This is a genomic window from Hoylesella oralis ATCC 33269 (assembly GCF_000185145.2).
Classification (GTDB): Bacteria; Bacteroidota; Bacteroidia; order Bacteroidales; family Bacteroidaceae; genus Prevotella; species Prevotella phocaeensis.
The window spans coordinates 1,463,141-1,486,159 of the sequence record NZ_GL833119.1 but is presented as its reverse complement, the minus strand read 5'-3'; the positions used below and the strand labels follow the sequence as shown (position 1 = coordinate 1,486,159).

General features: G+C 46.3%; 15 protein-coding genes. 3 read left to right on the top strand and 12 right to left on the bottom strand.

The window, feature by feature from the left end; translation table 11 throughout:
• Positions 1–52: 52 nt before the first annotated feature.
• The 3 genes from HMPREF0663_RS08655 to HMPREF0663_RS08645 all read right to left on the bottom strand — a co-directional run bounded on the left by HMPREF0663_RS08655 (position 53) and on the right by HMPREF0663_RS08645 (position 2,951).
• Positions 53–2,146 carry a hypothetical protein gene (locus HMPREF0663_RS08655; protein WP_004370062.1) on the bottom strand — a complete coding sequence of 698 codons (2,094 nt, stop codon included), beginning with the start codon at positions 2,144–2,146 and terminating at the stop codon, positions 53–55.
• Positions 2,147–2,262: 116 nt separating this feature from the next.
• Entirely contained in the window at positions 2,263–2,640 is a 378-nt protein-coding gene (locus HMPREF0663_RS08650; RefSeq protein WP_004370061.1) for a hypothetical protein, read from the bottom strand.
• 98 nt (positions 2,641–2,738) lie between these two features.
• Entirely contained in the window at positions 2,739–2,951 is a 213-nt protein-coding gene (locus HMPREF0663_RS08645) for a hypothetical protein (protein WP_004370060.1), read from the bottom strand.
• A 155-nt stretch (positions 2,952–3,106) separates the two neighbouring features.
• Here HMPREF0663_RS08645 and HMPREF0663_RS08640 point away from each other — a divergent pair, with 155 nt between their 5' ends.
• Together HMPREF0663_RS08640 and HMPREF0663_RS11765 are read left to right on the top strand one after the other, a co-directional pair.
• Positions 3,107–3,814, top strand: coding sequence for an XRE family transcriptional regulator (locus tag HMPREF0663_RS08640; RefSeq protein ID WP_004370059.1), 708 nt, complete (start codon positions 3,107–3,109; stop codon positions 3,812–3,814).
• Between the two features lie 33 nt (positions 3,815–3,847).
• Positions 3,848–4,024, top strand: a complete 177-nt coding sequence (locus HMPREF0663_RS11765; protein WP_004370058.1) for a hypothetical protein — start codon at positions 3,848–3,850, stop codon at positions 4,022–4,024.
• 439 nt (positions 4,025–4,463) lie between these two features.
• Here the strand turns inward: HMPREF0663_RS11765 and HMPREF0663_RS08635 are convergent, their stop codons facing one another.
• The gene (locus HMPREF0663_RS08635; RefSeq protein WP_004370057.1) at positions 4,464–4,688 is read right to left on the bottom strand and encodes a hypothetical protein; all 225 of its coding nucleotides are present in this window, start codon (positions 4,686–4,688) and stop codon (positions 4,464–4,466) included.
• Between the two features lie 875 nt (positions 4,689–5,563).
• On the opposite strand from HMPREF0663_RS08635, the gene HMPREF0663_RS08630 reads away from it, so the two are divergent.
• Entirely contained in the window at positions 5,564–5,962 is a 399-nt protein-coding gene (locus HMPREF0663_RS08630) for a DUF8479 domain-containing protein (RefSeq protein ID WP_004370056.1), read from the top strand.
• Between the two features lie 13 nt (positions 5,963–5,975).
• Here the strand turns inward: HMPREF0663_RS08630 and HMPREF0663_RS08625 are convergent, their stop codons facing one another.
• From HMPREF0663_RS08625 to thiL, 8 genes are all read right to left on the bottom strand, one after another.
• Complete coding sequence (locus HMPREF0663_RS08625; RefSeq protein ID WP_004370055.1) at positions 5,976–6,695, bottom strand: LytR/AlgR family response regulator transcription factor; 720 nt, start codon at positions 6,693–6,695, stop codon at positions 5,976–5,978.
• A 15-nt stretch (positions 6,696–6,710) separates the two neighbouring features.
• Positions 6,711–7,913, bottom strand: coding sequence for a sensor histidine kinase (locus tag HMPREF0663_RS08620; RefSeq protein ID WP_004370054.1), 1,203 nt, complete (start codon positions 7,911–7,913; stop codon positions 6,711–6,713).
• 97 nt (positions 7,914–8,010) lie between these two features.
• Positions 8,011–9,843, bottom strand: coding sequence for a carbohydrate-binding domain-containing protein (locus HMPREF0663_RS08615; protein ID WP_004370053.1), 1,833 nt, complete (start codon positions 9,841–9,843; stop codon positions 8,011–8,013).
• A 253-nt stretch (positions 9,844–10,096) separates the two neighbouring features.
• Complete coding sequence (locus tag HMPREF0663_RS08610; RefSeq protein ID WP_004370052.1) at positions 10,097–12,346, bottom strand: GH92 family glycosyl hydrolase; 2,250 nt, start codon at positions 12,344–12,346, stop codon at positions 10,097–10,099.
• Positions 12,347–12,461: 115 nt separating this feature from the next.
• On the bottom strand, positions 12,462–14,039 hold the full coding sequence (locus HMPREF0663_RS08605) for a RagB/SusD family nutrient uptake outer membrane protein (protein ID WP_004370051.1): 1,578 nt from the start codon (positions 14,037–14,039) through the stop codon (positions 12,462–12,464).
• Between the two features lie 24 nt (positions 14,040–14,063).
• The gene (locus tag HMPREF0663_RS08600; protein ID WP_004370050.1) at positions 14,064–17,204 is read right to left on the bottom strand and encodes a SusC/RagA family TonB-linked outer membrane protein; all 3,141 of its coding nucleotides are present in this window, start codon (positions 17,202–17,204) and stop codon (positions 14,064–14,066) included.
• Between the two features lie 751 nt (positions 17,205–17,955).
• On the bottom strand, positions 17,956–21,438 hold the full coding sequence (locus tag HMPREF0663_RS08595) for an alpha-L-rhamnosidase (protein ID WP_004370048.1): 3,483 nt from the start codon (positions 21,436–21,438) through the stop codon (positions 17,956–17,958).
• Positions 21,439–21,854: 416 nt separating this feature from the next.
• Complete coding sequence (thiL, locus tag HMPREF0663_RS08590; RefSeq protein ID WP_004370047.1) at positions 21,855–22,925, bottom strand: thiamine-phosphate kinase; 1,071 nt, start codon at positions 22,923–22,925, stop codon at positions 21,855–21,857.
• Between the last annotated feature and the right edge of the window lie 94 nt (positions 22,926–23,019).

The window sequence follows — 23,019 nt, the reverse complement described above, 5'->3', positions numbered from 1 at the left end:
TTAAGCGTTTAACTTGTATTTTTCTCCTTCTTCCTGAGGAGGAGGAAATTTATTAAAATTTCTCCGCCGTTTTCCTAAAGTCTACCGTTATAACTTCCGTATCCTCCCAGTCCACAAGACTTGCCTGCTTGGTAGCTCTGCCTAACTGGTATTCCTCAGGCGGGCGGCGGTAAACACCCGCTCTCCGGTCGATCTGACGCTGTTCTTCCGCTGTGATACCCTTCAGCTTCGGCGTACGCAGCCCAAGCTGCTCCGGCTGCACGCCGTGCTCTTTCTCTATCTGCCTACCTGCCACTTGCCGTTCCATACGGTCTTCGAGGTTAGCCTGCTGTTCTTGTCTTATAAAGCCGGCTTCCGCCGTCTGCTGTTCCTGAATAGCGCGGTGGATCAATATGTAAGGCTCTGCAACGCGTTCGAACCGCAGACTGCCGTCGGCCTCTTTCCGGTACAAACGTATACTGCTGAAATCGTAGGGATCGTACATCACCGTGAAATGCTCGTAGGTGTGCTTCCGCCGCCATTCGTGGTCGGGAACGCCCGGGGCGCTCACTACTTCGTACGCCCTCTTCTTTCCCTTGATGGTCACGCTGATGCCTTGGTCGGTAAAGGTACTCATTCGCTTGGCCGTCACCCAGAACATGTCCACCATATCATGCACGGTCACTTCCTGCGTTTCCTCGTTCACGCTCTGCCGGTATGCTTCCATGCGGCTCACTCCGTAGACGGGGTGCTTCATTTCATTCCACTCCTTGGTGGCGACGGCATAGGCGTTCTTCAGCTCGGCAAGGGTGTATAGACGGTCTTTGTTCGCCTCGACGAATTCGAGGTTAGGACGACTGCTCTGTTTCTTGGCCGTTATGTTCTGTCCGGTGAAGCGCCAGTCCTTGTGCAGCACCTGCTGCTGAAACCTGCTAAATACGGCCTCGATGGTTTTCGACTCGCCGTTATAGGGCATCGTCGCCCTGTGTATATAACATATCTTGTCCAAAAAGCCCTGTTCGCGCTTTCCTCTCTGAGCAAGGGATGTCGGTAGCGGGCTGTTCAGCTTCTTGTGTCCGCCTTGGTTGTCATGTACGATCTCGTAAGGCTTGTGCAGGCTCTTCTGTATGGCCATGCGATAAGCGTGGTACTGCGCCTCGTAATCCTCCGTAGCGCTGATGTGATACCCCAGCATCACCTCGCTCATGGCATCAATGACCACATATACCTGTGTCGTACGCACGCTGCCTCTCTCATCTCTGTAGTAGAGGTTGAGTTTCGTGCCGTCGCCGTACCACAGGGCATCCCTTTTCACAGGGAGGGAGGTTCTGTGCTTGCGCCCGTATCTCTGCCGTGCAGCCTGCTCGCCGTAGACGGCGTCGTACCAGAGAGGTTCTATTGACGGACTGTTCAGCCAGCGCTTCATGCCGGCAAGACTTTTTAAGGGTTTCCAGCCGTTTTCCTCCGCACGCCGGTTTGCCTCTTCAAACAGCTGTCGGTCGGTATATACCGGCACGCGGCAGCGTTTCAGAGCGATAAGCAGGCGGCCGAAAGCATCGGTAATCTTCTGCGTGTTCATATTGCCCACCTTGCCGCTGACCAGACTTGTATAGCCTTCTGCCTTGAAAGCCTTGAGCTTCGCTTTCAGGCGGGCGGCGCTCTGGGGCAAGGTATGGCCGTAAACGTCGCGCAACCGTTCGGAACACTGGCGGATCACTTCCCATGCGTCGCCCATCGTGGCGTTCAGGCTCTGACGGATAGCACGCCGGCGGCTCATCATCTTCAGTAGCTCCTGTAGCACGCTCGCATTGATGGTATATTCCTCTATCAGTTTGTCGGTCAGCGCGGTCTTTTCGCCGTTCTTCTCGTAAACGAACGCCTCATACCACTCTCGCGCCTTGCTGTCGAGTTTCATGTTCTCTTTCATCATAGCTTCTTTTATCATCTGTTCGGGATCGCCATATTTTGCAATGAACTTCTCCCTATATTTCACCGGAAGGGAACTCCATGCGTAGAGGGCATAGCCGCCCTCGCCGCCAAACTTATGCACGCGAGCGATCTTGCCGTGGGAAGCGTAAACCCACAGTGTACCTTCTTTGATTACAGGCTCGCTGCCATCGGTTAACTCCCGACTCGTCACGCACAGTATCTTATTGAAATATTCCACTCCTTGATTGTTTTTGATTACCTTTGCGGAAAAATCACCGCAATGGAAAAATACTCTTTATATGCCGGTTCTTTATAATTCTTAAAAAGTGGCCGTTTTATTCATAGCCCTAAACTTTACAGGCTCATCGCCATTTGTTCAACATCGTGCGACAACGCCATGAATTCCGGTATGTCCAGCCTCTGTTCGCGACGGCATTCCCTGCCGTCCACAAGCACCCGTGTACTTCCGTCATTGCGGTCATACACCAGCTGCACCCGATTGCCAAAGTGCAGCGTCATCGTTCGTGCCGTTTCCTCATGCGTCGTTTCCACCTCTTCGGGTTTCCAGTTAGCAACACCACCCAACTGCTGCAGGGCTGTGAAGCGTATCTTTCTCGCCAGTTCACTGTCGCTTTTGAAGTTCAATGCCTTCCAGACCATCGGATTTGTGCACTTGAACACCTTCCTGAGGTGTGCCTTGGCCTTCTCGCTTACAAAAATCTTCTTTTCCATACTTTTATTTTTATAATTATTGTCTTCTCATTGTGCGAGCACAGGGAGTCGAACCCTGCGGTAGCGACCCGGCAGTCCGTGCTGCCCGCTTTGTTATTCTACAATCCATTACCTTCTGTCTTTTTCGCACGCCGTCTAAGAGATGCAAAAACAATATTTCTAATTTGGAAGCATATCCAATACGCATCGTCGCGAAAACAGGAATCATGATCCTCTCCTGCGCTACGCATGTCTTTTATTATCTCACACAGTGCATCATGCAATGCATCTAAATTTTCAACACTTACTTTGTCTAAAAGAGTATCGTTCATATTCTTTAATTATTAAAATTTGCAAATCACCCCCGTTTTTCGTATCTTTGGGCGCTGTTTATATCATTAACACGTTGCAAAGATAATACGCATTTGCGAATAAACAAAATTATTCCGCAACTATTTTACGCAATAGCGCAAAAATAATTGAAAAGATGGACATAAATAAACGCTTTGAAGCTATAATTAACTCCGTTTACAAAGGCAACCAGAGTGCTTTTGCAAAGGCTATCGGGGTTACGCCTACTGTAATTGCCAATGTGGTAGGTACAAGGCAAGGTAAGCCTTCTTTTGATGTAATTACTAAAATATGCGCAAATGCGAATGTGTCTGCGGAATGGTTACTGACTGGCGAGGGTGATATGCTGAAATCTGTACGGGAAGAGCCACAGGTCGAAGTCAAGCCCATACATCAGCCACGGAGCACGGAAAAGAAAGAAGAAACTCAGGTGGTCTATCTCTACGATTTCGAAGCATCAGCAGGATTGCGTTCGCTTTTCGACAACAGCCGGCAGAACATCATCGACACCATCAAAATACCCAACCTGCCCAAGTGTGATGGCGCAATCCACATCGTCGGAGATTCTATGTATCCACTCCTCAAGTCGGGCGACATTATATTATATAAGCAGATGCCACTCGACATCAATAATCTGCTGTATGGCGAAATGTACCTTCTTTCGTATGATATTGACGGCGACGACTACATCGTGGTAAAATATATCCGCAAGTCAGATAAGGGTGAACCGTACATCACACTCGAATCAGAGAACCCCGCACACGCCCCGCGCGACATCGACTTCCATCGTGTAACGGCCCTTGCACTTGTCAAAGCCTCCGTACGCATCAACTGCATGATATAATAGAGTTACAGTTATAACCTAAAAAGGCAGACTATGGGTGATATAAGCAGCTATGTGCAAAAAACAGCAAGGATTAAACGAATTCATTATTTAATTAATGACATAGAAGGGCTTAAAGGATATGAAATCTTTGCGCAATCAGATAATATACTCCAGCAATTGAACACAACACAGGAATACTACCGCCAGATGCCACCTCCAGAATCTTAAACCATAAGGGGATATACCCTCTATAATGCGACACACGCATTTTTTATCGATTTTTTATCGTAAATATAGCCATAAATCCTGATGTGTAGGGTGTTTTTGCTTGGTTACTTTTTATGGGTAATGTGGCATTAAGCCCCTCCGAATGCGGAATAAGCCCCCCCCTAAAACCGAAAAACGGACGGTTAAGAAGTTATTTTTGTCTTTATGTGGTAGCGAATGTGCCCGAAACTATGTTAAAACAGTTAAGGTAACTATTAAGGTAACTTGTACATTTCGTTTTTCAAAGTTAAGGTAACTATTAAGGTAAGTGTTAAGGTAACCCTATTTTTATCCCTAAAATCATCCTCATTGTGCCCCGTAAAATAATAAAAACGGCTTCCAACCGTTCAAATAAAAGTTGAAAACCGTTTAAATGTTGATAAATCAGCGTTTTAGCTGTTCAAACCTGTCGCTTATTTGTCGCCTTTGACCGTATCAGTTCTCCGGCTATGATGTACGCCTTCTTGTTTAACACAACGCCCCCTTTGCTCAATCCTGCGCGTTCCAGTGAGCACTGCTTTATCCCTATCTCATCCGCCGTTAGAACGCTGTATATCGCAGGAATGGAGCCGAAGTAGTAATTCTTCCGTCCCTGTATCAGATGTACGTGTATTACTTTTGTCATAATCGTCTTATTTTGCTGCAAATATACAAAATAATAACTATATACGATATTTTATAAAATGAAATTATAAAATATCAATGAAATAAGACTTTAAGCAATAATGAAACTCCTCCAATATTTTTGCTCGTAAACCCATTGTAAAACATCGTTGCTATGCAAGTATAATGATGATGGTATCAATCTTCATAAAAGGTAAAAAATCGAATACTCACCTATAAAATCGCCTATTGATCATTCTCATGTAACATTTATCATTCAAACACCATTCAAATTCAATTCGAATGTAACACAAATGTAAGACGAATGTAACATCTCGTTTTTATCTATGCTTTTCTGCAGAATAACGTAACTTTCTGTTTTTCAAATATTCTCGTCATTTTCACAAAATCTTGTTTTATCACATTTCGTTCTATCCCCCTTATATGCTGCTCGGTTAGACCGGTTATCTATCGGGCATACGGGTTACGTCTATCACACATAAACCATACATTTAATAAAAATATCTTGTAGCTATATCTCGACCTATCCCATCCCCTTTTTTGAAAGAGAATGTTACATAAAATCCGATATTTATATTCCAAAAGAATCCAGACGAACCAAGTCTCCACTATACAGCGTGCACTTTCCTTCCATAAAAAGAGGTGGGGAGGAGGTTGCACGCCACACCGAAATGCCATCGCTCCCCTCTGTGTCTCCCCTTTCCAAGGGGAGTGGTATCGCCACTCGTAAAGCCTGCAAGGTATATTCTCTCTCCACAAGGGAGGAGTTAGAGGGGGGTGCAACCGGTATCAGGCAGCCCCGTTTATCATTATTCATTCATTTTTCATCCATATATCGCATCTTTTATATATCTTTGCCCTACTAAAAAATGCGATATGAGAAAAGTTTTACTGATGATAACGGGCATGCTGATGCTCGCAGCCTGCCAAGAAAGCCTCGAAGACCGTGCTGTACGCGAGGCCAAAGAGTACACGGAAAAGTTTTGTCCCACACCGGTTGTCAACTACACACGTACCGACAGCATGTCTTTCGATAAGCCTACAAAGACTTATCATTACTATTGTTCGCTCACAGGAAAGATGGATAACGCCGATATCATTAACAAACATAAGAACGAGATAGAACAACAACTGGTGCAGGCCATTAAAGACGACACGTCTATGAAGCTGTATAAAGAGGCGAACTTCAGCTTTGCATACCTGCTGCGTTCGGCTAAAAATCCCCGAAAAGTGTACTTCCAAACCACCATAACGCCCAAGAAATACAAGCAGTAAAGGGCAAATAAAATTACTTGCCCAAGAATTTACCGTTGATATATTTGGTAAACTTCTCTTTATACAAGTCGCCTATGGGCAGATAGGTATTGCTGTCCAAGATGATACGGTTCTTGTTTACCTCCACAATCTTGTGCAAGTTTACGATATAGGAACGATGGGTACGCATAAATAAGTGCGGGGGCAACTGCTCTTCAAGTTTCTTCATGCTCAGCAAGACGATAAGAGGACGCTTGTCGTCTATATGTATTTTGAGGTATTCACTCATGCCCTCGATGTATCGTATCTTATCTATTTCTACACGAACCACCTTGTGTTCCGTCTTAAAAAACAGGGCATTATCCGTATCGACCTGCGAAACTTCCGCCGTTAGTTCAAGGTCGTACTGCTTCTTTACCTTATTGGCAGCACGCATAAACTCATTTAATCCGAACGGTTTAAGCAAGTAATCCACGGCATCTACCTTATATCCTTCGACAGCATACTCGCTGTATGCGGTGGTAAACACTATGATGGGACGCACGGCAAGCGACCGTACAAAATCCATACCATTAAGGTCTGGCATGTTTATATCCAAGAAAATGGCGTTTACTTCATCCGTTTCTAACACCTTCTTTGCCTCGATTGCACTCTGACATTCGCCTATGAGTTCAAGAAAGGGCACCTTTTTAATGTAAGCGGCAAGCTGCTGTAATCCCAACGGCTCATCGTCGATAGCTATACACTTTATCATGATTTATGTTGTTCTTTATACGACAAGCTGCGATATATCTGCCAAAGGAGCATCTAAAAACACCTCATAAGCGTCTTCGTTATCGCTGATTGTCAAAGTAAAATCTTCTCCGTAAAACAGGTCTAACCGCTTCCTGACGTTCTCAAGTCCTACCCCTCCGTCCTGCGCATCGGCATTTTTATGCTTGCTGTTGCGGCATACGAAAGTGAAACGCTCTTCGGTAAACGTCATCGCAATGCTGATAAACGACTCCTTCCGGTAACTCACACCGTGCTTGAAAGCATTTTCTACAAAAGTTATAAGCATCAACGGCAGTATTCCTTTATCGGGTATATCATCGGGAATGGTTACGCTTATGCTCACTTTATCGGTAAAACGCAGCCTCATAAGGGTAATATAATTATGCAAAAACCGTATTTCGTGCTGCAACGGCACAATGGTCTTGTTGGCTTCGTAAAGCACATAACGCATCATCTTCGACAGTTCCAAGATGGTTAGCTTTGCCTTGTCGGGATCGATATCTACCAACGCATGAATATTGTTCAGCGTATTCATGAAGAAATGAGGGTTGATCTGATACTTCAAATACTCCAGTTGTTGCTCCAAATTCTGCTTCTCTAACAGTGCCATTTCCTTCATGTCGTCGTCTGATTTGAAGTAAAGTTTCACGCCAAGATTCATTCCTACCAGCAATATGAGCATGACGGAAGCGATGATAGGTCGTTCGCCCAATATCAACGGAGGATGAAAGAACGGGGCTTCGCCTGCCGGATGATGAGGCATTCTCTTTCCATCCGGCTCATACGCCCCGCTCTCGCATGTCGTCTCCCCCGCCATCGGAGGTACCTTGTCTCTCCTGTCAAACGGCTCTCCGGCATACATCTCTCTGTCGTGAATGCCCCGCATATCCCGCTCATCGGGCTTTTGCAGGCACTGTACTACGAAGAACAATACCACCAAACAGCCCACCGAAGAGAGATACAATGCCCTCCTGTGTCGATATACCAATATGGGTGCGAGAACATAGTTATGGAGCAAAAACACAAAGAGATAAAGAGCGAAGCTTTTCCACACGCGAAATATTTCATACCAATCGAACTGCATGTCGGCATTCTCCTCCATCCTGATGTACATACTGAGTATGGGCGACAGGAAAAGAGCCAGCCAGAGAATAAGGTAGGTAAGGTTTTCTTTGTAATTACGTGAACGTGTTGCCATGCTTTTTCTTTAGAGTTGACGATTACAGATGGGTAGACCGGCAGTTGTACAAATGGTGCAAAAGCAAAAAACAGGCCGTTCGGAACGGCCCGTTCTATTACCATCGTCTGCCTCCGTTTCCGCCCATACCGCCCGTAGAACTGCCTACCGAAGAGTATGGAGAGGCAAGCGAAGAGATGGTGGCAACAGTACTTCCGGAAGAAGACAGTGTGGCTTCTGTAATCAAACCGTGCCAATCTGTGCCCGTTGCAGTAGCTCCGGAACTGATAGTGTAGCTGTTTCCCGTGCTCAAACTCGGCGAAGAAATTAGGAACACTGCCGTCCCGTTATAAGAACGTCCCATTTCAAAAGTCAGAATATTGGCGCTGCTGCTGTTGAGAGCCAACGTTGTACCGCTGGCAACACTACCTCCATAGACAATTGAAGGCTGCTTACTGCTGCTCGCAGGATAGGTTGTACCGCCGCCGACAGCTACGAACGTACCACCGTTAACATAGAGATTGTAACCTTCGGCAGCATCGAGACCGACCTCAGGAGCTGCAGCTCCGTAAGCTACAGTAGTTCCCCCTTCCATATACAAATTCTTATTAGCATCGAGACCGTCATTGTTTGTCGAGAACGCATATACCCATCCGCCCTTCATATAAAGGTTTCCAGCAGAGTTCAACGCATCATCATAAGCATATACTTCTATGGAACCGCTCGTGATGGTCATATCTCCTTTGCTCTCAATTCCCTCGGCTCCTTCGCCTCCAGTGGCCCTTACCGTCACACTTCCACCATTGATAGCGATGTCGCCATCGGCTTTTATGCCTTTTGGCTTAGAGTCGAGACTGCTGTTATAGGTATAGGTGCTGCCCGAAGTTATAACCTTTACGGTTCCATCATTGATGATAATCTGCTGATCTCCACTAATTCCTTTACCTCCAGAACCCGTACTTTTACAATATAGTTCGCCCCCATTCATCGTTAATGTGCTGTCTGCTTTCACGCCGGCACATGCACTTACGTCGTTATCACTGCTGTCGTATTCTCCTCCGCCTGTCGTAATAACGGTGGTACGCCCGCCGTCTATCTGTACATAACCGTCGGAAGAAAGTCCCTTAGATGCCGTTGCCGTCGTCTCTACATTGATAACACCGCCCTTAATGAGAATACCGTCGTTAGCCTTGATACCGTTCCCTGCGGTAGACATTACATAGATATTGGTATTCGGACGTATCATTATATAATCGTCAGACGCTATACCTGCCTTCGCATTAGCAGAGACACGTAGCTTTCCGGTGCCGCTGAAAAGGAGCTCACCCTCGCTGAACAGCGTGCCTTTTTGGTCTTCGGAACTCGATGCATACGATGTTCCGTCGCTGATAGTATTGGTAGTTCCGACCGCAAGGTTTACGTAGCAGCGCTTGCCTACTTGTATATTAATGGCGGGACCATCGCTGTTTTTAATGCTTACACCGTTGAGAGTCAACTCGAATTTCTTATCATTATCGCCCGTAGACATCTTAAATGAGCCGTCAGAAGTACTGCCACTCAACACGTAGTTTACTCCCTTAACCGTGGAATTTACCGTTACGTCGGCCCCATCTATATCTACCGTCACTCCTGTTACACTGCCCGAATAAGACGCGGAGGTACCGTTATACACGATACTTATCGTAGAAGTAAAGCTATTGTTTTCCAAGTAATCCTCGTCATCGGAGGGAATAGTTTCCGTTTCCGACAGGTCCGTAGAGTCTACAGCTATAGTAAATGTGGCGAGATCGCCGGCTGTAGTAGGGGTACTGCCAGATGATGAGGAATCCGTTCCCGTAGAATTCGTAGGATTTGTACTATTGCTGTCGTCGTTCAAAATATCGTCTGTAGAGCATGATACCAATGCCAATATGCTAATGGTTATCATCCATAACTTGCTTCTTTTATTCATACTTCAATGTTTTTTAATGTTTATGATCGTTGTTCTGAGCTCTCCACAAAGGTATACATTAACGGTAGAGACGCGAAAAATAATCAATCAACACCTTTATTTTATCAGTAAATAAAAGAATAGACAGAGAAACTGTCTCCGAAACAGGTGACGAAATCGAATGAAAAAATAAAGGGAAAAGAGTGCAAGACAGACCGTATATGGCTGACAGTTATAGCTTGATACGATTCTACTTGTACTCTCTTCGCCTTTTTTATTTTGCACTTACGGGACGATTTTTAACTGCCTTTCCGAAGTTTTTGTTAGGCTTGCTGCCCATAGTGAAGTCGAGCGTGCCGCCTTTCATGATGTCTTGATAGGTAACGAAAGCCTTCTGATAGGGCTTCCCGTTCAGCTTTACCGACTGTATATATACATTCTGATCGCTATTGTTGGCCGCATTAACGACGAACTTCTTACCTCCCGGCAGGTTAATCGTTGCTTTTTTGAACGACGGACTGCCGAATACATACACACCGTTAGACGGGTTAACCTGATAAAAACCCAGTGCCGACATGATATGCCATGCCGACATCTGGCCACAGTCTTCGTTTCCGGCATAGCCATCCGGTTCGTCTTTATAGAACATATCCTGCAAAGAGCGCACACGAACGGCCGTTTTGTACTGCGCACCGGCATATACATATAAATAAGGTATATGGTGATTGGGTTCATTACCCTGTGCATATTGGCCCACCATGCCCGACACATCGGGGGGAGCCCCCTCGCCTAAGTCGCCTTCAGCTACGAAGAGTTCGTCGAGGTTCTTAATAAAAGCATCGTCGCTCCCATGCAATGCCGCGAGTCCTTCGGGGTTCTGTGGCACCATGAAGGTATATTGCCAGCCGTTACCCTCGGTAAAATCGCCCACATTATCGCGGTGATTGGCAAGGAAGGGATTATATGGTTCGTACCAACTTCCATCAGACATCTTCGGATGAACCTTGTTTATCTTCTTATCGAAAAGCAGTTCGTAAGACATACCCCGTTTGATGAAGGTATTATAAACGTCTGTTCGTCCCATCTTCTTAGCCATCAGAGCGAGCCCCCAGTCATCGGCTGCGTACTCAAGGTTTATGGAAGTAGCCTCTCCTTTCTTATCTGCAGGGATGTAACCATACTTCATGAACTCCGGTATACCGTTCTGCTTGCTGTACGTTGCAGTAGCTATCATGCGGTCGAGTGCCATGTTTGCGTCAAATCCGCCTATGCCCTTCAGGTAAGCATCGGCAATGATAGGCACCGAACTGTAGCCGGGCATGCAGTTTGTTTCGCCCGCATAGAGCGGCCAGATGGGTAGTTTACCGTTCTGATCGTATATGCTTAGCATGGCATTAACCATATCCGGAACCCTGTCTTTGGCAATGATAGTGAACAAAGGATGCAGGGTTCTGTAAGTATCCCATGTGGAAAAAGTGGTATAGTTAAGGAACTTGTTACCGGTATATATCCTGTCATCTATGCCACGGAAATCCTTATTGACATCGCAATATAGGTTAGGTGCTATAAATGCATGGTACATAGCGGTATAGAAGATACGCTTTTGCTTATCGTTACCCTGTATGTCTATCGTCGATAGAACACGGTTCCATTTATCTAAGGCAGTACTTCTAACGGCATTAAAGTCCCATCCTGTCAGCTCAGCCTCCATATTCATCTTGGCATTGGCACAACTTACAGACGAGATAGCCACCTTTACAAGCACGTCTTTTACACCGCTATCAAACGTTACAACGGCCTTTACATCGCGTCCCTGAAGCTCGTCTTGTCCCGACGGAGTATCGTTATAAAATGTATCGAGGCGCTTGATGGGACGGTTGAACTTGGCATAGAAGAACACTTTATGGCGCGGTGCCCAGCCGTTGACGAAACGATAACCCTCCACGGTGGTATCGTCTACCTTACGCACGTAGGCCTCGTAAGTGCGGTTGCCGATACCGTTGACAAGATCGATAAGCACGCGTGCATCGCCCGGAGCCGTATACTTGTAATGGTGCATGCCCACTCTTTCGGTAGCAGTAAGCTCTGCTTCTACCCCATTATCGAGCTTTACGGCGTAATATCCGGGCATAACTTTCTCGTTATCATGCCTGAAATACGATGATGCAGCACCCTCTATATTGCCTTGTTCGCCACGCGCAGTACGCAAAGAACCCGAATACGGCATCAGACTTACGTCGCCCAAATCGGCACATCCCGTACCGCTCAGGTGATTATGGCTAAAGCCTATGATGATGTTATCGCTGTAATGATAGCCTGAACACCAGTCCCATCCTTTATAGATATTAGAAGGACCGAGCTGAACGGCACCGAATGGCACATTTGCTCCTACGAACACGTGGCCATGACCACCCGAACCGATGTACGGATTTACATAAGATGCGTAGTCTTTTTGGGCAGACATGTGCAACGAAAACATACACATAGCACCCAAAAACAACGCAAAGAGTTTGATTTTCTTCATGCGTTATGGTTTATAAGTAATAAAAATAGTCTTTTAAGAGAACCGGAAAAGGGGCGATATATTGTATTCGCCCCAATTCTGTTCTTATATTATATGTTAAATCTCACAAACAGGTTTAATTGTGATCTGCATAACCTGTGTTCTGCGGGCGCAGGTTCTTGTTGCGCTGCATCTCGTTCAAAGAGAGCGGCCACAGTAGGTCAGACTCTTTAAACACGGCACCTGATCCGTTCGTAGCGCCTACAAGATTTTCGTAGGTAACCGAACCTTGGGTGGTAGAAGATACGTTCGGGAACATCTTCGTGCGCAAACAATCGTCCCAAATCTTATACTCTAACGGGAATTCACGCAACCTCTCCGTCCAACATGCATGAATAAAATCATCCTTAGAGAGACTTTGTAAACTCGTTGTAAGCGTTGCTACAGACTGTCCGAGGGCACGTGATTGCACCTGAGCCAAGTAACCTGCCGCCTCTGCAGTTACGCTTCCGCCGCTCTGAACGATACATTCGGCGGCATCAAGCAGCGTCTCCGCATACCGATAGATATTCCAATCTTTAGTGCCTTTACCTGTATTTAAGTTGGCTTCTTCGTCGAAATAATACCAACATCCCTTGTGATCGGCATCGGGAGCTGTCCATGTTTTGCCATTATTAGGATTGGTATAAGTCGTCGCGAAGAACTGTTTTTCCTGTCCGCGAAGGTCGTTTGCAGTGTACACATTAAGGAAACGTGCATTCGGCCCGTACACTCTTTCGTAGATAGAATAAAGACTGAACACAGCTGTAGCCGATGAAGTGAACGCATAAGTAGGACGCCAATCGCTGGTACTAATCGAAGCATTGTATTCAACTGCATAGATTACCTCGGCCAGATCATCGGTAGTACGCAGTTTGTTGTATGCACTGTTCAAGGCATTATCCGTATTTTGCGTAAGCGAATACAGTCCCGAGCCGATGATATCCTTAGCTGTAGCGGCGGCCTCTGCATACTTTCCTTGTTGCATATAGACCGCTGTGAGCGTTTGTTCGGCCACATACTTCGTAATTCTGTGGCTTGTAGCCTGCCAAGTTGCAGCAGGCAACACGGCTATAGCCTCGGTAAGGTCTTTCTCTATCTGCGTGTAAACATCGGCAACCGATGTACGCGAGAGCTCCATGTTATCCATACTTTCGTAAGGTTCCACAGATAAAGGAATGTCGCCGAATATCTTTACAAGGAAAAAATAGTTGAATGCACGGAAGAACTTCGCCTCTGCAACAAGCGTATTCTTTACAGATTCCGTCATCGAAATATCGGGTATATGCTTGATGGCGCCGTTGGCAATGTTGATAGCCCCATAACATCCGTCCCACACACCGTCCATTGTGCTCGATACATTGTTGGTCTGTTCCTGACGGGTGAGCAGTCTTGAATACATACAAACCGACTCTTGCCCCTCATAAGAGTTGCTGAAATAACCGGTAAGCATGCCCGGAACCGTTGCAAAAGAGCCGATATAAGCACTCGGAGCGCTCGATATTTGAGTAACAGCGCCACTTCTATACAAGGTATTTACATTGGCTGTCGCCTGTGCTTCTGTCTTATAAAAGTCTCCCATCGTACGTAAAGACTTAGGTTTTTCCTCTAAGAAGTCGCTACAAGATGCCAAGAGAACACTTATACAGACCGAAAATAAAAATATCTTTTTCATAATGTATAATCGAATTAAGATAAATTAAAATGTTACATTTACACCTAATGTGAACGTTCTTGCCCTCGGATAAGAGTAGAATGTCATGTTCTGACCGAACTTACTGCTCTGCGATGTGGACTCCGGATCGTAGCCCTTGAAGTCTTTCGAGCAAATCAGAAACAGGTTATTCGCACTCACATACAGTCTCAAAGCATTCAGTCCGATGCTCTTCATGGCCGTCGGAGTAAAGGTATAGCCAAGCTGAAGCATGTTGCAACGCAAGTAAGAACCGTCGCAAATCCAACTTGAATCTACGGTAGTATCCTGACCTGCATGGCCGCTATTGCAGAGATAGATCATTTGTTCCATAGTCCCGGGGTTGCTACCATTATAAGCATCGTATAGTACACTAGTAAGTCCGTTGGTGATACCAAAGCGGTCATAGGTCGGATGATAGAACTGCTGCATGGTCTCTACACCCATTACGAACTGCATATCGAGTGTAAGATCCCAGTTTTTATAGTTGAAAGTATTGGTCCAGCTGCCAGTCCAATCGGGAATACCTTTACCGAGTATCGTCTTTGAATCCGAACGATGCGGACGACCTACTTGGTTAAGATTGCACTTACCTGCCGCATAATCTTCTTTCGTCCATATGCCATAACGCTCATAACCATAGAAACTACCCATGCTTTCACCTACACGTAAGATGCCTTCAGAGCCTCCTACCCAGCCTAAAATCTCTATATCCTCGTCGTTATCGCCAAGGTGAAGAATCTTATTCTTATTATAATTCAGGTTTAGAGTAGAATTCCACGTAAAGTCTTTACTGCGTATAGGATAAGCATTGATCATAATATCGAGTCCTGAATTCTTCACCGAACCGATGTTCTTGTATATGCTTTGGAAACCAGTTGAATGAGGTACGGGACAATCAAGTAACAAATCGGTGGTCTTCTTATAATAATAAGAGATGTCGAAATTAAGGGCATTGTTCAATAAACCCAATTCGAAACCGATATCAAACTGCCCTGTTTTCTCCCATTTTAGGTTAGGATTAGGCATCGAACTCAAATATGCATAAGAGGAACGTGCATCATTTAAGAGCAACGTACCGACCGACAAACGTGCCAAAGACCTATAAGTACCGATCTCGGAATTACCTGTAAGACCGTAACTCGTATGGAGTTTCAGGTTACTAAGCCAGCTCACGTCTTTCAAGAAGTTCTCTTCAGAAGCAATCCATGCCAGACCTGCCGACGGAAAAAAGGCATATTGATTATCTTTACCGAACTTCGAAGAACCGTCTACACGCCCTGTAAGGGTAGCAGAGTAACGGTCATTGTACGTATAAGCTAAGCGGAGGAAGTAAGAGTTCATATACCATTCGTCGAAATTCGAATCGGGCGGGCTCGGTACTTTGCCTGCCCCCATGTTGTTATCCTCGAAGAAATCATCGTCGAACCCTTTGGTTTCCGAATAATTACGGCGCGAAGTATAGCCTTGCCAAGACATACCGAACATGCCGTTCAAACGATGTAGCTTGTTCAGAGTCCTATTATAAGTAAGGTAGGTCTCCTCCTGCCAGTAAAGGTTCCTATAACGATCGTTCTCGGCAATACCCTGATCCGACTGTGCAATGTTGTTCAAATCGCGCGAAGCATAACGCCTGAGTTCGATATTGTGCCAGTCGAGACCGAGTTGAGTTTTCAAATCGAGCCCCTGAAGCAGATGGAAAGTAAAGGCGGCATTGCCGAACATCTGCGTATTGTAGTACAAACGTTTCTGCAAATCCAATATCATAACAGGGTTCGACATTCCCTCGAAACCGAAAAGTTCCGACATCTGCGACGGCGAAGTAGACGTTGTATAGTTACCATCCGTATCACGTACGGGCAACCAAGGGAGCATTTCTATCATTGTTCGGCGTGCCTCCTGCCCTCCGCTGGTCTCATCAGTATAGCGACTCCACATGTGATTTACCATTAGGTTTACGTTCGTGGTAAGCCAATTGGTAGGGTTAGCATCGTAAGCCAGCTTGCCACTCACACGTTTAGACCATGTGTTGAGCATTATTCCCTGATAATCGCTGTAGTTAAGGAATGCACCTACGGATGAAGTTTTGCCTGCCTGCTGAATGTTGATCTGGTGGTTGTGCGATACAGACGTGCGGGTTGCCTCGTCCTGCCAGTCGGTATTATACAGCGGATTACCGTTCGAATCGAAGTAACGGGTATCGCGGAACCAGTACGTACGGTCGAGACTCCAGTTCTTCCCCTGATAGGTATTCTCGTTCTCCAGACCTTTCATAAAGGCATCGCACCACTCCTGAGCATTCAGCACATCCATCTTACGTGCAATATGGCGTAAACTTATCGATCCTTGATAGCTCACCTTCGTACCTTCTGCACCCTTCAAACCGCGCTTAGTTGTTACCATAATAACGCCATTGGCCCCTCGGGCACCGTAGATAGCCGTGGCAGATGCGTCTTTCAGCACCTCCATAGATTCGATGTCGTTCGGGTTCACAAGGGCAAAATTATTCATCACTACGCCGTCTACAACATAGAGCGGAGACGTAGAGGCATTAATGGTAGCCATACCACGTATAATAACACGCGGCGCTGAAACGCCCGGTTGATCGGAATTGGAGAATACATTAACGCCCGAAGCCTTACCGCGAAGGTTATCAAGAGCACTGAAGTTCTGCGCTTTGAGCATATCGGAACCCTTGGCAACAGCAATTGAACCGGTGACATCCGACTTGCGCATCGTACCGTAACCTACCACAACAACCTCATCGAGCATAGCTCTGTCTTCGCCAAGCGTTATAACCATTGCCGGACTATTGCCCACCGTAACGGTCTGCGGGGTATAACCGATGTATGAAATCTGTAGCTTATCGCCCGGATTAGCATGGATAGTGCACTGTCCGTCGGCATTCGTAGCACCGCCTTCTTTCGTAGATACCACCAATACACTTGCACCGATGATGGGCTCGTTATTCTGATCTACGACCGTAATTGTAACATTATTTGCCTGTTGGGCAACCTGAGATGTTGCCAACAGTTTCGATCCACCGCCCGTTGCATATGCAGGTACTGCATGAACAAAGGCACATGCGGAAAGAAACAAAAGCGAACTACGTATCGCTTTCTTAAGTTTCGTTTCTTCTTTAGTCATGGAATTTAAGTGTTAAAAATAAATATAAAGATTTGTAGACTTAATCGACGAAAGGTCGAAAAAATAGATTTATTCATTCATAAGCGTGCAATTTATAATGATATTCGAGGTATTCAAAGTTTTTAGTTACGGTGGTGCCAGCCGGTAAATTATTTGTTCGCTATATTTGCTCTCTATTCATAAATAGGTTATAGCATATCCATTCAGCAAATGTAACAAACTTTAATTATTAAAAAAAATATTATGCAAGAAAAACGATTGCATAGCACATTTTTAACAAAAATAAACTCTTTATGCAGAATAAAGACTGTCTGAAATGTTTACTAAGCAACTCTCACCTTATATTATATACAAGGTATATGAGATAGACGTATCATTTTGTCGGGTTCCTTGTCCACAATTCTTCAGTTATGATTATATTCCGGGGGTGTTAAAGCATCAATGTATTGCTGTTATGATGCCTGTCTACCGGCATTATCAGGCCGTTCCGTCCGAGATAAAGCAGCACTCTATCCCGAATATAGCGACATGCCGTATTCAACAAACATTTCCGACAATCGAACAAAACCATAGAAACATGCGGTGCACAAAACGTTCGCACCACGAACATACGAGAATAAAAACGGGGATATGCTCTATTCGCATAGGGCATTCCCCCTCAAACCAATGTTATATAAACTAAAATCCATATCGGCCACGACTGGCCTTTGTCTAAACCATTAGTTAACTTTAGTGCTAAACAATTGACTAACTATTCTCTCAATATCATATTTGAAACTTTGAAATGATAACTACCCGAACCGAGTTCATAAACGGCCTTTCCCTCGTAGAAGCCCTTAAAAGACACGCCTTTTGCCCTTTCAGCTGCGATATCTCCCTCATGTATGACGCTCGAAGTGCCCGCAGGGAGATACAAGGTGGCCGTGGTATTGGCAGGAACCGTAACGTTATACGTCGCTGCATTGCCGTTCTGGGCAGACCACTCCGACACGATTTCGCCATAATTCGACGTGTACGATGCCCTTGCGGAGGTGATACGTTCCTGCCCGCTCGGCAGTGTAGTACGGGTATCCGGCGTAGGTTGCAGCACTATATGCTTGAAGCCGGGCTGCTGTTCATCGGTTTCTATACCCGCTACAAAGCGGTATAACCACTCTCCCACGGCCCCATAGGCATAATGGTTGAACGAATTCATCTCGATAGGCCCGAAACCTTTGTCTACCGTGTACGAATTCCATCGCTCCCACACGGTCGTGGCACCCTGATCGATACTATAAAGCCACGACGGACAACGGCGCTGCAAAAGCAGATTATAAGCCTTATCGTTGAGCCCGAACTCCGAGAGTGTCGGGCTTATAATGCCCGTTCCAACGAAACCGGTGCTCAATGTTTCGTTATTCTCCGTAATAAGTCGGCGCAGTCTTTCCACCACATCTTGCCGCTGGGCGGCATCTTTACAAAGATTGAACTTCAGCGCAAGCAGGTATGCAGTTTGGCTCTGCTGGCTCGGAACGCCCTGTGCAAAATAGCGATTTTGAAACTCTGTCTTAATTGCCTCGAAGAGTTGTTCGTATTTCTTTGCCTTCATGGCGTATTCATCGCCGGCACGCGTACTTAACACCCGCGCCATCTTTGCCATCAATAAGGCGTCGTAAGCGTAATAGGCCACACTTATATAACGCAAATCCGTAGGGGCAAAGGCCAGCCAATCGCCAAACGCCGTGCCTGAACCCTGATACTTATAACCGTCGCCGGCCTGTGCAGCAAGAAAATCCATATAGCGTTCCATCGATGCAAAGTGTTCTGTCAGCATTTCTTTGTCGCCATACATCAGATAGAGGTTCCATGGAAGCACGATACCTGCATCGCCCCACGCGCCATTACTATTGTTGAACTGCCAAACAACGGGTGCCACGTCGGGATAACCGCCCTTATCTGTCTGCCCGTCTCGCATATCTATCAGCCATTTACGGTAGAAGTTCTCGGTATCGGCATTATACATACCCGTGCGAGAGAATATCTGCGTGTCGGCTGTCCAGCCCAGACGTTCGTCGCGCTGCGGGCAATCGGTAGGCACAGAGAGCAGGTTGCTGCGCTGTCCCCACACTATGTTGCTCACAAGTTTATTCACTATATCGCTGCTTGTCGTAACGTTTCCCACATCTATAGTAGACGAAGTAACGGGCTGCCCCACAACCGAAACGAGCGTAACCGGTGCTGTTGCCGTAATTTCACAATAGCGGAAACCGTAGAAAGTGGTCGAGGGAGAATAGGTTTCATAGCCCTTTTCGCCCCGAAGAGTATAATAGAGTTCGGCACGGGCGGAACGAAGATTGGCGGTATATAGACTTCCTCCCGGCCCATCATTGCCCCTCTTCAGGGTTCCGTCGTCGTTTATCATCTCGCCGAAACGTAGGTGCAGGCGGGTTCCCTCGTTGCCCGAAACCGACAACACAACCCATCCGGCAAAGTTCTGCCCGAAGTCTATCACCGCCGTTTGCCCTTCTTTCAACGTTATTCCGGCCGCTCCGTCTACCTTGTTTATTACGTTTATCATGCCATAATCGGCACCTGCGTTCTTCACACCTTGATATATCGTGGTAGTTTTAGCCGGCACTTTCAAGCGTTCGAGTGCCTGCACATACGGCCCTTTAAAGGCTTCTACGGCTATTTGAGGTTCGCTCTTCGCTTCCACGGCATGCCATCCGTCGGCAGTATATCGAGCTGTAGTCCAATCAGACTCCTTGCGCGCATCATATTGTTCGCCATTATAAATGTCGGAATAGCGCAGTGCACCGTCTTTACTCCATGCCCACGATCCGTCCGTAACGATGGTTTCGGTAGTTCCATCGGTATATATAACAAGCAATTTAGCCATAAATTCGGGTGCCCGATAGCCATACACGCCACGTGAAATGTAGCCCTGCCACCATCCGGAGCCCACTACAGCGCCGATAGCATTACCACCTTTGTCCAATAAATGGGTAACATCGTGCGACGAATAGAACACCCGTTTGCGATAGTCGGTCCATCCGGGCTTGAGTTCTTCATAAAGTACAGTACCATCAGCCTGCAGATGTCCCACTCGTTTGCCGTTCACAAACACATCATACACACCGAGTGCGGTCGTATAAAGTTTAGCCTGCCTTACCTTTTTGCCAAGTATGAAAGCCTTACGAAACATGGGTGCCCCTTGCATAGGTTCCTGCATCATGCGCTTTTCGCCCTTTCCGGAGTGCATATAGCACTTACGGTTGCCGCCTACCTCCCTGATGTCGGCAGCATAGAAATTATCGGAAGGCCCGTCGAACGTTTCGTTCAGCGTAATTGTTTGCCTGCCCTGCTTATCATATTCGGTAACTGTAAGGTTGTCAAAATAAGCTGTTTCGTCGATAATGCCGTTGTTATCTACTCGTAGACCTATCTCTCCTTTGCCGATCCTGCCGTCTTTATCGGTGTAAGAATCTGCGAGTACATTATCTATATAGGTGTCTACGCGCGAACCGTCGATACTTATTTTTACATGATGTTCACGGTTCATCAAGTCTGCCTTGGTCAATTGTAAGTAAGGACCGTTGCTTATTTCGGGCTTACCATTTATATATATGTAGCGACGTATTACCGGATAATCGCCTTCGAGGTCGGTATTGACCTGCCACATACAATAGTCGCCGCCCGAAACCGCACCGAACACGATGCCTGCATTCCCGTTTAAAAGCGTGAGGTCGGCCTCTATAGTGTATTTATCAGCAGGATGCGTTCCTGCAACAGTATCGGTATGAGGTGCGTCGAGTGCCTTGATCCAACGGGCACCGCTCCATCCTGAGCCCATCAAACCGGTTTCGAAATAAGCTTTTTCTTTAGATTTGGCTTTCTTACCTTTGTTGTCGGTTACGGTTACAGACCAATAATAACGCCTCGAAGGCAATAACTTAACGCCGTTAGCCGGCACTCCGACCGACTGATCCGATGCAACTGTGCCCGAATCCCATACGATACGTGTGCCTTTGACATCAGATGTAATCACGATACGATAGGCTGTTTGCATCGTTCCACGCTCATCCGAATGCAATATCCAGCTGAACCGCGGCACGGAAACATCTATTACATCGGGGTTTTTCATAGCTTCTACACGCAGTCCGTCGACAGTTAGAGCACATAGAGGCATGCTCCACAGGCACGAGATGAATAGAATTAGAAAGAGGTTAAATCGTTTCATAAGTTTTAGTTTCATAACTTTGCCGCGTTACCGACCGTAAATAGCCTGCGACAATATGGTATATTTTTAGTTTAACTGTTGCAAAAGTAAAGAAAAAAGAAACGGCCTTATTGCCTTTTTTGATTTATTTAATCAAGTTTTTGACAGCGGATAGTCGTTACAGGTTGGGCACCCACTCCTCGCCGATCCCACGTCTTCCATTCACAGACAGACCGTTTAAGGAACTTAGACAGACTATATAACGAGGACAGAAGTACTATGTAAGAACACCGGTTGCCAAACCTTGCAGAAACAGGTTATTGAAAAAAGACATAAAATCGGCGGGCAGAACTGTAATAAGAACGCAGCTCTGCCCATTGTTATTCAGTTTCTATCTTTATTAAAACTGCTTTCCTCGAGAAATAAAAAGGAAATCCGTCGGATTTCCGCCATTACTCTTTCAGCAACGGATCCCAACCTTGCGCCTTTAGGTCGAACTCCTGACTGTCTCGGCTTACAAGAACAGCACCGAATTCCTTACGGGTGATGTGGCCTATCATCTTCACCCCTTCAAGATTTTCTATCTTTTCGTGGTCGCCGATAGGCACAGTGAACAGCAGCTCATAGTCTTCTCCGCCGTTGAGGGCGCACGTTGTAACGTTCATATTGAACTCCTCTGCCATCACTGCAGTTTGGTAATCGATGGGGATATTCTGCTCATAAATGCGACAACCGCAACCGCTTTGCTTACATATATGCAACAGTTCGCTGCTGAGTCCGTCGCTGATATCCATCATAGCCGTGGGATGTATGTTCGCCTGACGCAACAGTTCGACCACATCTCCGCGTGCTTCAGGCTGCAATTGTCGCTGAAGCAAGTACTCTTTACCGGCAAAGTCGGGCTGGAAACTCTTCAGTTCTTCGAGTGTACGCGTATCATTTTTCTGTCGCGCCTCGTCTACCTGCTGGTAATAAACCGTTTTCTCACGTTCGAGAAGCTGCAGGCCCATATAGGCAGCACCAAGGTCGCCGCTCACACAGATGAGATCGGTTTCCTTGGCACCATTGCGATATACGATATCTTCTTTGGCCGCCTCGCCGATACAGGTTATACTGATAGCCAGACCAGTGTACGAAGATGTTGTATCTCCCCCCACGATATCTACCTGCCATTTGTCGCATGCAGCACGCAAACCTGCATAAAACTCTTCCGTATCTTCTACCTTGAAACGCTTGCTTAAGGCCATATTCACCACGAGTTGGCGCGGTGTACCGTTCATAGCGAATATATCGCTGATGTTTACCATGGCCGACTTGTAGCCCAAGTGCTGCATGTCGATGTAGGTAAGATCGAAATGTACGCCCTCCATCAGCATATCGGAAGTAACCAACACCTCCTTGTCGGGATAATGAAGCACGGCACAGTCGTCGCCTACACCGTAAACCGTAGAACTGTTTTCCGGCTTAATGTTTTTGGTAAGGCGGTCTATCAGCCCGAACTCACCTAACTTAGATATTTCCATTCATTGCTTTTTAATAATGCAAAGCTACACGAATATCGGTCTTATACCATGCTCCAATCCCCGCGTAGCCCGCTTTTCGTTTCCGTTAACCGCT

Bases quoted from the DNA above. Each gene is read 5' to 3' on its own strand.
- HMPREF0663_RS08650 (WP_004370061.1), bottom strand. From the start codon at position 2,640: ATGGAAAAGAAGATTTTTGTAAGCGAGAAGGCCAAGGCACACCTCAGG.
- HMPREF0663_RS08645 (WP_004370060.1), bottom strand. From the start codon at position 2,951: ATGAACGATACTCTTTTAGACAAAGTAAGTGTTGAAAATTTAGATGCA.
- HMPREF0663_RS08640 (WP_004370059.1), top strand. From the start codon at position 3,107: ATGGACATAAATAAACGCTTTGAAGCTATAATTAACTCCGTTTACAAA.
- HMPREF0663_RS11765 (WP_004370058.1), top strand. From the start codon at position 3,848: ATGGGTGATATAAGCAGCTATGTGCAAAAAACAGCAAGGATTAAACGA.
- HMPREF0663_RS08635 (WP_004370057.1), bottom strand. From the start codon at position 4,688: ATGACAAAAGTAATACACGTACATCTGATACAGGGACGGAAGAATTAC.
- HMPREF0663_RS08630 (WP_004370056.1), top strand. From the start codon at position 5,564: ATGAGAAAAGTTTTACTGATGATAACGGGCATGCTGATGCTCGCAGCC.
- HMPREF0663_RS08625 (WP_004370055.1), bottom strand. From the start codon at position 6,695: ATGATAAAGTGTATAGCTATCGACGATGAGCCGTTGGGATTACAGCAG.
- HMPREF0663_RS08620 (WP_004370054.1), bottom strand. From the start codon at position 7,913: ATGGCAACACGTTCACGTAATTACAAAGAAAACCTTACCTACCTTATT.
- HMPREF0663_RS08615 (WP_004370053.1), bottom strand. From the start codon at position 9,843: ATGAATAAAAGAAGCAAGTTATGGATGATAACCATTAGCATATTGGCA.
- HMPREF0663_RS08610 (WP_004370052.1), bottom strand. From the start codon at position 12,346: ATGAAGAAAATCAAACTCTTTGCGTTGTTTTTGGGTGCTATGTGTATG.
- HMPREF0663_RS08605 (WP_004370051.1), bottom strand. From the start codon at position 14,039: ATGAAAAAGATATTTTTATTTTCGGTCTGTATAAGTGTTCTCTTGGCA.
- HMPREF0663_RS08600 (WP_004370050.1), bottom strand. From the start codon at position 17,204: ATGACTAAAGAAGAAACGAAACTTAAGAAAGCGATACGTAGTTCGCTT.
- HMPREF0663_RS08595 (WP_004370048.1), bottom strand. From the start codon at position 21,438: ATGAAACTAAAACTTATGAAACGATTTAACCTCTTTCTAATTCTATTC.
- thiL (WP_004370047.1), bottom strand. From the start codon at position 22,925: ATGGAAATATCTAAGTTAGGTGAGTTCGGGCTGATAGACCGCCTTACC.